Annotated in this window: 9 protein-coding genes; 4 read left to right on the top strand and 5 right to left on the bottom strand. The window is 64.3% G+C overall.

Annotated features, from left to right (window positions below; all coding sequences use genetic code 11):
• Window positions 1-128: 128 nt before the first annotated feature.
• The 4 genes from EN925_RS14180 (at window position 129) to EN925_RS14165 (ending at window position 4453) form a co-directional block, all read left to right on the top strand.
• On the top strand, window positions 129-1160 hold the full coding sequence (locus tag EN925_RS14180) for an ABC transporter ATP-binding protein (protein ID WP_128336634.1): 1032 nt from the start codon (window positions 129-131) through the stop codon (window positions 1158-1160).
• A 14-nt stretch (window positions 1161-1174) separates the two neighbouring features.
• Window positions 1175-2125 (top strand): ABC transporter permease, encoded by a 951-nt coding sequence (locus EN925_RS14175; RefSeq protein WP_196815398.1) that lies wholly within the window; start codon window positions 1175-1177, stop codon window positions 2123-2125.
• Window positions 2115-2930, top strand: coding sequence for an ABC transporter permease (locus EN925_RS14170; protein ID WP_024503371.1), 816 nt, complete (start codon window positions 2115-2117; stop codon window positions 2928-2930). The genes EN925_RS14175 and EN925_RS14170 overlap by 11 nt, the downstream gene beginning before the upstream one ends.
• A gap of 95 nt (window positions 2931-3025) precedes the next feature.
• Complete coding sequence (locus EN925_RS14165) at window positions 3026-4453, top strand: gamma-aminobutyraldehyde dehydrogenase (RefSeq protein WP_013528020.1); 1428 nt, start codon at window positions 3026-3028, stop codon at window positions 4451-4453.
• Window positions 4454-4627: 174 nt separating this feature from the next.
• On the opposite strand, the gene EN925_RS14160 is transcribed toward EN925_RS14165, so the two are convergent.
• From EN925_RS14160 to EN925_RS14140, 5 genes are all read right to left on the bottom strand, one after another.
• Complete coding sequence (locus tag EN925_RS14160) at window positions 4628-4942, bottom strand: hypothetical protein (protein ID WP_013528019.1); 315 nt, start codon at window positions 4940-4942, stop codon at window positions 4628-4630.
• Window positions 4943-4996: 54 nt separating this feature from the next.
• Window positions 4997-5359 (bottom strand): nuclear transport factor 2 family protein, encoded by a 363-nt coding sequence (locus tag EN925_RS14155; RefSeq protein ID WP_024503372.1) that lies wholly within the window; start codon window positions 5357-5359, stop codon window positions 4997-4999.
• 81 nt (window positions 5360-5440) lie between these two features.
• On the bottom strand, window positions 5441-5920 hold the full coding sequence (locus EN925_RS14150; protein WP_013528017.1) for a carboxymuconolactone decarboxylase family protein: 480 nt from the start codon (window positions 5918-5920) through the stop codon (window positions 5441-5443).
• Between the two features lie 110 nt (window positions 5921-6030).
• Window positions 6031-7584, bottom strand: a complete 1554-nt coding sequence (locus tag EN925_RS14145) for an alpha/beta fold hydrolase (protein WP_128336632.1) — start codon at window positions 7582-7584, stop codon at window positions 6031-6033.
• Between the two features lie 113 nt (window positions 7585-7697).
• Window positions 7698-7885 (bottom strand): formate dehydrogenase subunit delta (locus tag EN925_RS14140; protein WP_164894208.1); only part of this gene is annotated, 188 nt, incomplete at its 5' end.

Genomic DNA, 7885 nt, shown 5'->3' with positions numbered 1-7885 from the left:
CGTCTGGGTGGGGTCTGCTCGGGGTTTTTCGAGACACCCCCACCCGCGGCTTCGTCGCGACCTCCCTAAGGGGGAGGTGGGACGTCGCGCGACATCAACACATCAAACCGGCAACGGACTGACATCTCATGACCTCCGCCGTCTCCTTCCAGAAAGCCTCGCGCCATTTCGGCAGCGTGCGCGCGGTCGACGCGGTCGATCTCGACATCGCGCCGGGGGAATTCTTCGCCATGCTCGGGCCGTCCGGTTCCGGCAAGACCACTTGCCTGCGCCTCATCGCCGGCTTCGAGCAGCCGACATCGGGCTCGATCTCGATCTTCGGCGACCGCGCCGAGGGCGTTCCGCCCTATCGCCGCAACGTCAACACCGTGTTCCAGGACTATGCGCTGTTCCCGCATCTGAACGTGCTCGACAACGTTGCCTACGGGCTGATGGTCAAGGGCGTCGGCAAGGCTGAGCGGCACAAGGCGGCGGAAGAGGCGCTGTCACTGGTGCGGCTGCCCGGCTATGGCGCCCGCCGGCCCGGCCAGCTTTCCGGTGGCCAGCGCCAGCGCGTGGCACTCGCCCGCGCGCTGGTCAACCAACCACGCGCGCTGGTCAACCAACCAAAGGTGCTGCTGCTCGACGAGCCGCTCGGCGCGCTCGACCTCAAATTGCGCGAGAACATGCAGGAGGAGTTGAAGTCGCTGCAGAAGGCGCTCGGCATCACCTTCGTCTTCGTCACTCACGACCAGGGCGAAGCGCTGTCGATGGCCGACCGCGTCGCCGTCTTCAACGATGGCAAGATCATGCAGATCGGCACTCCGGAAGATATCTACCAGCGGCCGAGGACCCGCTTCGTCGCCGATTTCGTCGGCTCCTCCAATGTGCTGCCGCCGGATTTCGTGCAGCGCTATTCCGGCCAGCATCGCTGGGGGAGTCTCCGCCCTGAATCCATTCGCGTCGGCCGCGCGGCCAAGGGGGTCACAAGTGGTGAAGGTGTGTCGGCCCGCCTCGTCTCGACCAATTATCTCGGCGCCACGACAAAGCTGGCGCTCGACGCCGACGGGCTGCGGCTGCACGCCATCGTGCCGGCCGGCATCGCCTTGCCGGCAGAAGGCGAGGCGGTGGTGCTGACCTTCAACCGCGAGCACCTGCATCTGATGGACGAGCCGGCATGAGCCTCGACGCCGCCATGGTGCGTGCAACGGCCCCCGCCATCCTGCCGGGTAGCGGCGGTCTGCGCGGCGCTCTGTCGGACCTTTTCTGGCGCAAGCCCAAGGTCCTGTTGCTGCTCATGCTGCTGCCTCCGGTTTTGTGGCTGGGCATCGTCTATATCGGCTCGCTGTTTGCGCTGCTGGCGCAGAGCTTTTTCTCCATCGACGAGTTTTCCGGCCTCATCAACCGCGAGTTCACGCTCAAGACCTATGGCGACCTGTTCCAGGCCGCCAATCTCGACATCATCCTGCGCACGGTGACGATGGCGGCTCTGGTCACGCTGGCCTCGGCCGTCATCGCCTTCCCCATAGCCTACTACGCGGCGCGCTATGCGCGCGGCCGCTGGAAGGCCTTGTTCTATCTCGGCATCATGCTGCCGCTGTGGTCGAGCTATCTGGTCAAGATCTACGCCTGGAAGCTGATCCTGGCCAAGGAAGGCATTCTCACCTGGCTGCTCGCCAAGCTGCATTTGTTGTGGGTTCTCGACGCTTGGCTGTCGCTGCCGATCGTCGGCGGCAATTCCCTGTCGGTATCGTTCACCGGCACCTTCATCGTCTTCGTCTATGTCTGGCTACCGTTCATGATCCTCCCCGTTCAGGCGGCGCTCGAGCGCGTGCCCGGCAATCTGGTCGAGGCCTCGTCCGACCTCGGCGCTTCACCGGGACAGACCTTCCGCAACGTGCTGTTTCCGCTGGCGCTGCCGGGCATCGTCGCCGGTTCGATCTTCACCTTCTCGCTGACGCTGGGCGACTACATCATCCCGCAGATCATCGGCACCTCGCGTCTGTTCATCGGCCAGGCGGTCTATTCGCAGCAAGGCACCGCCGGCAACATCCCGCTCGCCGCCGCCTTCACCGTGGTGCCGATCGTCATCATGGGCTTCTATCTCTGGGGCGCCAAGCGCATGGGGGCCTTCGATGCGCTCTGATGGTTCCCAGTCGGCTCCGCTCGGCCTGAAGATTGCCGCCGCCTGCGGGCTGCTGTTCCTGCACCTGCCGATCCTGCTGATCTTCGTCTATGCCTTCACCACCGAAGAGAAGAGTTTCGTCTGGCCGCCGCCAGGGCTGACGACGCAGTGGTTCGCCGTGACCTGGAACCGGCCAGATGTCTGGCAGGCGCTGTCGCTGTCGGTCAGGGTGGCCGCGATTTCGACGGCGATCGCGCTCATCCTCGGCACGCTCTGTTCGGCGGCGGTGTCGCGGACAAGATTCTTCGGCCGCGAAACCATCTCGCTGCTGGTCATCCTGCCGATCGCGCTGCCCGGCATCATCACCGGCATTGCGCTGCGCTCGGCCTTTTCGCTGGCCGACATCCCGTTCTCGTTCTGGACGATCGTGCTTGGCCACGCCACCTTCTGCGTGGTCGTCGTCTACAACAACGCCGTCGCCCGTTTCCGCCGCACTTCCGGTTCGATGATCGAGGCTTCGATGGATCTCGGCGCCGACGGTTTTCAGACCTTCCGCCATGTCGTGCTGCCCAACATCGCCACGGCGCTGCTTGCCGGCGGCATGCTGGCCTTCGCGCTGTCCTTCGACGAGGTCATCGTCACCACCTTCACCGCCGGCCAGCAGCAGACGCTGCCGATCTGGATGCTGGAAGAACTGATCCGTCCGCGCCAGCGCCCGGTCACCAATGTCGTTGCCATGGTCGTCATGCTGGTGACGTTGCTGCCGATCCTTGCCGCTTATTACCTCACCCGTGACGGCGACCAGATCGCTGGAAGCGGGAAATGAAAAACAGCGAATAGGGAGTAGCGAATAGGGATCGACGGTCAAACCCTACTCGCTTTCAGCTACTCGCTACTCGCTTCTGTAAAGGGAGAAACCTTATGGACACCCAGATGCTGATCGGCTCGAAATTCGAGAAGGGCACCGAGACCGAGGAGCCGATCCTCAATCCAAAGACCGGGGCGACCATCCTCAACCTGCCCGAGGCCAGCCAGGCGCAGATCGAGGCGGCGGTCACTGCTGCCGAACAGGCGTTCGTCTTGTGGTCGCGCACCACGCCGGCGCAGCGCTCCGGCTATTTGCTGAAGATCGCCGACCGCATCGAAGCCGACGCGAAGGAGTTCGCCACGCTCGAGGCGCTCAACTGCGGCAAGCCGATCAACGCCGTGCTCAATGACGAAATCCCGGCGATCGTCGATTGCTACCGCTTCTTCGCCGGCGCCGTCCGTTCGATGCCGGGCGTCGTCGCTGGCGAATACATTCCCGGCCACACCTCGATGGTCCGTCGCGATGCCATTGGCATCGTCGCTTCCATCGCGCCGTGGAACTATCCGCTGATGATGATGGCCTGGAAGCTGGCGCCGGCGATCGCCGGCGGCAACACCGTCGTCTTCAAACCGTCCGAGCAGACACCGCTGACGGCGCTGAAGCTGGCAAAAATCCTTGCGGACATCCTGCCCGAAGGCGTCGTCAATGTCGTGCTCGGCCGCGGCGACAGCGTCGGCAACACGCTGATCAATCATCCCAAGGTCAACATGATCTCGATCACCGGCGATGTCGCCACCGGCAAGAAGGTGCTGCAGGCGGCCGCCAAGTCGGTCAAGCGCACGCATCTCGAGCTCGGCGGCAAGGCGCCGGTCATCGTCTTCGACGACGCCGACCTCGGCGCCGTGGTCAACGGCCTGCGTGCCTTCGGCTATTACAATGCCGGCCAGGACTGCACCGCCGCCTGCCGCATCTACGCCGGCAAGAAGATCTACGACAAGCTCGTCGCCGATCTCTCCTCGGCCGTCTCGACCATCAAGTACGACCGCCCCGACGATACCGAAAACGAAATCGGCCCGCTGATCTCGCGCCGCCAGCGCGACCGCGTCTCGAGCTTCGTCGAGCGCGCCTCGGAACTGAAACACATCGAGATCACCACCGGCGGCAAGCCGGGCGAGGGCTCCGGCTTCTACTACCAGCCGACCGTCGTCGCCGGCGCGCTGCAGGAAGATGAGATCGTGCGCCGCGAAGTGTTCGGCCCGGTCGTCTCGGTTACTCGTTTTTCGGAAGTCGACGAGGCGGTGAACTGGGCCAATGACAGCGACTACGGCCTGGCGTCATCCGTATGGACCAAGGATGTCTCGCGCGCCATGGCGACGGCCGCCCGCCTGCAATATGGCTGCACCTGGATCAACACCCACTTCATGCTGACCAACGAGATGCCGCATGGCGGGTTGAAGCAGTCCGGCTACGGCAAGGACATGTCGCTCTACGCACTGGAGGATTACACCGCCGTGCGGCATGTGATGGTTGCGCATGGCTAGTTTTGCCTTGTCCCCTTGTGGGAGAAGGTGGATCGGCGCGTAGCGCCGAGACGGATGAGGGGTGTTCCAGCTTGACGCCAGCTTACCCCTCACCCGGGTTGCCAACCGATTTGTGAAGGACAAATCGGGGCAATCCGACCTCTCCCACAAGAGGAGAGGTAAGACCGCAGACCACTACTCCACGATGCGATAGATATTCCACAGGCTGGTGCCAGACACGACATAGGGCTCGATCTCCTTGCCCCATTTCGCGTGCGCGTCGATCTTGCCGATCTTGGCGAAGAACGCCTCCAACTGGGCCAGGCTTTCGACCTGGTGATGGGACTCGACCGTCGCCTCCCGCGCGCCGATCGAACCGGTCATGATCTGGAATTCCAGCTCGTCGAGGCCGACCTGTGACCCGATCTCGCGTTCCCATTTCTTCAACAGGTCGAGCACGGTCTGCTTGTGTCCGAACTTGGCGTCGATCTGCCATCTGGCGCTGAACATCGTCTTCTCCTCTAGGTTTGCGGCCCAGGCCGCGGTTGATCCACGGTTGTTGATCTACTCGTCCCAGGCCTGCACGACGGTCTGTCTTGCGATCCGACCGTTCTTCAGCTCCAGCATCGCTGCGCAGAACACCTTGGTCCCGTCCGGATAGGCGCAGGCTTGGGTGAAGGCGAGGCTGTCGCCGTCGGCGATGGTGGTGTCGACCTTGTGGGTCATCGCCCGGCTGCAGATGTCGTCCCAGAATGTGGTGATCGCGGCGCGCCCGCGGATTTCACGCGGCTTGCTCGGCGGGTTGTTGCGGTCGATCACCCGCACCAGCGCGTCTTCGGCATAGAAGCTCGACAGCATCTTGCCGTCACGGGTTTCGATCGCCTTCTTGATCGCGGCGCCGTCCACTGTTTGGGTCTTGGTCAGCATTTCATCCTCCATTGGCCCGTCTTCCGACCGGGCGGTTGATGGTCGATGTGCCGTCCGGCGCTCATCGCCGGGCAGTGGTTCTTACTGCGACTTCGCCTTGACGGCCGCGAATACGTCGTCGGTCTGCTTCTTGAAGGTCGTCAGATCGACCTGGCTGCCGTTGAGCATCGTCGACCAATGGCGCACGATGGCGGACATCGCCACCGCCTCCTTGATCTCCTCGTCGCTGGCGCCGTTGAGCTTGGCCGCCTCGGTGTGGAAATAGATGCAGTACTGGCATGGGATCTGCGCCGCGACGGCGAGGCCCAAAAGTTCCTTGGTCTTGCCGTCAAGCGCCGTCTTCGGGTTGAGCTGCACGCCCTTAATCTCGGCCCAGGCGCCGGCGACGGCCACATCCGGCAGGGTCTTGAACATGTCCGGCACCGAGCCGAGCGTTGCCTCGATGTCCTTGTAGGCGGCCGCCGCGGACGCGTCCTCGGCCTTTGCGGGAGAGATGGCGAACAACGCGCCGACGCTTGCAGCGATCACAAGCAATTTGAGTGTCCGGTTCGACTTCAGCATTTCCTCCTCCGTTCGCAGCGCCTTTCCCAGCGACATCCGCCTAGCCTGCGTGGAGAGAATTGATAGCGCTTACCCGCCCATGGCCGCTTCGCCCGAAAGCGCCATGGCTCTCATGGCCCGTGCGGGCCAGGGTGCCTGGCCGAAAACGCCGCCGCCGCCGCCCGCGACGGCAGATCCAGCTTGAGCAGTATGTTGGCGACATGGCGCTTGACCGTGTGTTCGCTCAGCCGCAATTCGGCGGCGATCGCGGCATTGCTCTTGCCGTCGGCGACGAGGCTCACCACCTCGCTTTCGCGCGCCGTCAATGCGGCCGGCTCGGCGGTCTTGGGTTTGGGCCGGCAGGCGGGTTCCAGATGCTGTTCGGACGTCGCATGGACCAGCGCCAGCGGCTGCTCCAGCTCGCCGACACTGATGCGCCCGGCGTCGGTGAAATGCAGGCCCGACCCAGCCGCCAGATCGGCGATCAGACGCGACGCGATAATGTCGCCGCGGCCGGCATGGGCGGCCAGTTGAATTGCCACCCGCGCCGTCGTCCCAACGGGTGGACCGCGCACTTCGATCTCGCCGACATGCGCCCCTTGTGCGCTTGCCACGCCGATTTCCTGCGCCGCCTCGCGCAGCGCTGCCGCGCAGCGTATGGCGCGTGCCGGGCCGTCGAAGCGCGAAATCATCAACTCGCCATGCAGGCCCGCCGAACGCCCGCCATGGCGCCCGACCAGCAGCCGCCAGGTTTCCTGGAAGCGTTGGCTGCGTTCGCTCCACATCCGGTCGCCGAGCCGTGCCGTGTCGTAGATGCGTGTCACCAGTAGTGCGGCCAGCACGCGGTCTACTTCGCCCACGGCGCGTTCGCCGGTCAGGAATTCCTCGATCAGGTCGGCCACCCCATCGACATCGCCGGTCCAGATCGGATGGTCGCGTCCGGGAATCTCGACCAGCCGGGCGCCGGGGATCTTCTGTGCAAGGAAGCGGCTGGCATCGGGGTCGACCCGCGCATCGTTGCGGCGATGGATTACAAGCGTCGGCGCGCTGATCACGCTCAGGATATGGCGGATGTCGACGTCGGCGTTCATGCGCGCCAGCGCCGCCGCCGCCGTCGGGCTCGCCGACAATCGTTCGAAACGTGCCCACCACTGGGCGAAATGCGCGTCGTCGACCCGGCTCGGCGCGAAATGGGGCAGCGTGGCGCCAGTGCCCCAGGCTGTCTCCGCCATCTCGATGAAAGCGTCGAGGCGTTCGGGCGACATCACCCATTTGTGGAAATGCGCATAGCCGCCATAGAGCGCCAGCGCCCGTGTCCGCTCCGGATAGGTGGCGGCGAACAGCATCGCCATCGGTGCGCCTTCGGAGGAGCCGAGCAGCGCCGCACGGCCGCTGCCGGCGGCGTCCATTACCGCGCGCACATCGTCCATCCGCGTCTCGAGACTGGGCAGGTTATGCGCGTCGACACGGTCGGACAGGCCGGTGCCGCGCTTGTCGAACAGGATCAGCCGAGAGAACGCCGAAAGCCGCTTCAAGAGCCTGGTGTAGCCCTCGTCTTCCCAGTGCAGGTCGAGGTTGGAAATGAAGCCCGGCACGAAGACGAGATCGAACGATCCCTGCCCGACCACCTGATAGGCGATCCGCACATCGCCGCTACAGGCGTATCGCGTCTCGATCGGCCTCACGAGATTTCCACCCCGGCCTGACGATTTCCGGTCGTCAAACCATAGCAGAACAGCGCAGATTGCGGCAGCTTAAACTTTAGCGATTGTGAATGTAAGCTGGCGCGGCTTGGCGGCTATTCCTGCGAGGCGGCGACGTCGGCAGGGGAGGGCTTGAGCCCGAGTTTGAGGTCGGCCGCAGCCGGCGTGATCGGTCGCTTGATCCTGGCGGAGGCGGCCACCACCAACTCGTTGAAGTTCCCGGTGCCGTCGTCCAGCATTTCGAAGAACTGCCGCCGCATCCTCGGCTCCCAGAACTTGTTGA

Origin of the sequence: Mesorhizobium sp. M7A.F.Ca.US.006.04.2.1 (assembly GCF_004022915.1) — a bacterium.
GTDB classification, from domain to species: domain Bacteria; phylum Pseudomonadota; class Alphaproteobacteria; order Rhizobiales; family Rhizobiaceae; genus Mesorhizobium; species Mesorhizobium ciceri.
Note: the sequence above shows the minus strand (reverse complement) of the source record. Positions and strands in the feature narration are given on the sequence as shown.